We start from the raw sequence: 1,218 nt of genomic DNA on the forward strand, positions 1-1,218 counted from the left end.
TGAACTGCTGTGTCCGTGTGGTCTGTTACGGGAGGGTCGGTGAGCTTGGTGGCTTCGGCGGGGGTGGCGCGGGTGTGGGTGTGGGTGACGGCGGTGGTGGCGTTTCTGGGGACGGTGGGGCTGGTGTTGGTGGCGGTCCTGGCTGATCTGGATACGGCTGGTCAGGCTGCGAGTGTGGTGGGTTCGGTGGTCGGGCTGGTGGCGTTGCTGGTGTCGGTGGTCGCGCTGGTTCGCGGTGGTGGATCTGCGGGCGGGCGTCGTGTGCGTGGTGGTCGTGGTGCGGTCGTGGCCGGTGGTGACATCACGGGCTCGGCGCTCGGGAAGGACTCGAAGGTGACCGGTCCCCGCACCCCGCCGAGGAGGGGCTCCTCGCGGCGGGACGGGGATGATGTGCGGGCCGGGCGGGACGGGGTGGCGGCCGGTGGCGACATCACCGACAGTGCCCTGGGTGAGGGAAGCGAGCGGTGAGCCTGTTCCCCCGGGCCCGTCGCGGAGGCAAGCCGGGCAGCTCTGGGGACGGTACGTCTCCCCCAGTGGCGGGGGCGGCGCGCCGGGTGTCCGCCGGGGCGCGTTCGGTTGCGACAGGTGGGGCGATCACCGGTTCCGCGCTGGGTGACCACAGCCGGGTCACGTATATCGAGAAGCAGTACGTGGCAGAGGCCGGCGTGCCGGTGGGGTGGCCGGTGGTGGTGGAGACGGTGCCGGTGCTGGCGTCCGCGTTCCAGCCGCGCGAGGTACTGCGTCAGGCGGTCGACGAGGCCCGCGGGCACGGCCGCAGCGTCGTACTGGCGAGTGACACCCCGCACGGTGAACGGTCGCGGTCCGGTACGCGTGCGTCTGTGCACGTGATGTCGGGCGGTGGCGGGGTGGGAAAGTCGCAGCTGGCCGCCGCCTACGCCCGTGAAGCGGTCGAAGGCGGCGCCGATCTGGTGGTGTGGGTGTCGGCGACCGATATCCAGCAGGTTCTGAGCGTCTATGCGCAGGCCGCTGCGCTCGTGCAGGCGCCCGGCCGTGCCGGCACGGACTTGGAAACGGACGCGCGGGCCTTCGTCAGCTGGCTGGCGGCCACCGACCGGCGGTGGCTGGTCGTCCTTGACGACATCACCAACCCGGATGCGATCGAGCCCTGGTGGCCGGACAGCCAGCGCGGCACCGGCTGGACCCTTGCCACCACCCGCCTCAAGGACCCGCGCCTGACCGGAGGCGGCCGGGCCCGCA

2 protein-coding genes are annotated in these 1,218 nt (G+C 72.2%); both read left to right on the forward strand.

What is annotated here, in order from left to right; all coding sequences use genetic code 11:
• The first annotated feature begins 39 nt into the window (after positions 1-39).
• Positions 40-468 carry a hypothetical protein gene (locus tag ACFYY1_RS43295; RefSeq protein WP_388595618.1) on the forward strand — a complete coding sequence of 143 codons (429 nt, stop codon included), beginning with the start codon at positions 40-42 and terminating at the stop codon, positions 466-468.
• Between the two features lie 65 nt (positions 469-533).
• A partial coding sequence (locus ACFYY1_RS43300) for an NB-ARC domain-containing protein (RefSeq protein WP_388595619.1) occupies positions 534-1,218 on the forward strand: 685 nt, incomplete at its 3' end.

The sequence above is a fragment of the Streptomyces sp. NPDC001890 genome (assembly GCF_042891445.1).
Lineage (GTDB): Bacteria > Actinomycetota > Actinomycetes > Streptomycetales > Streptomycetaceae > Streptomyces.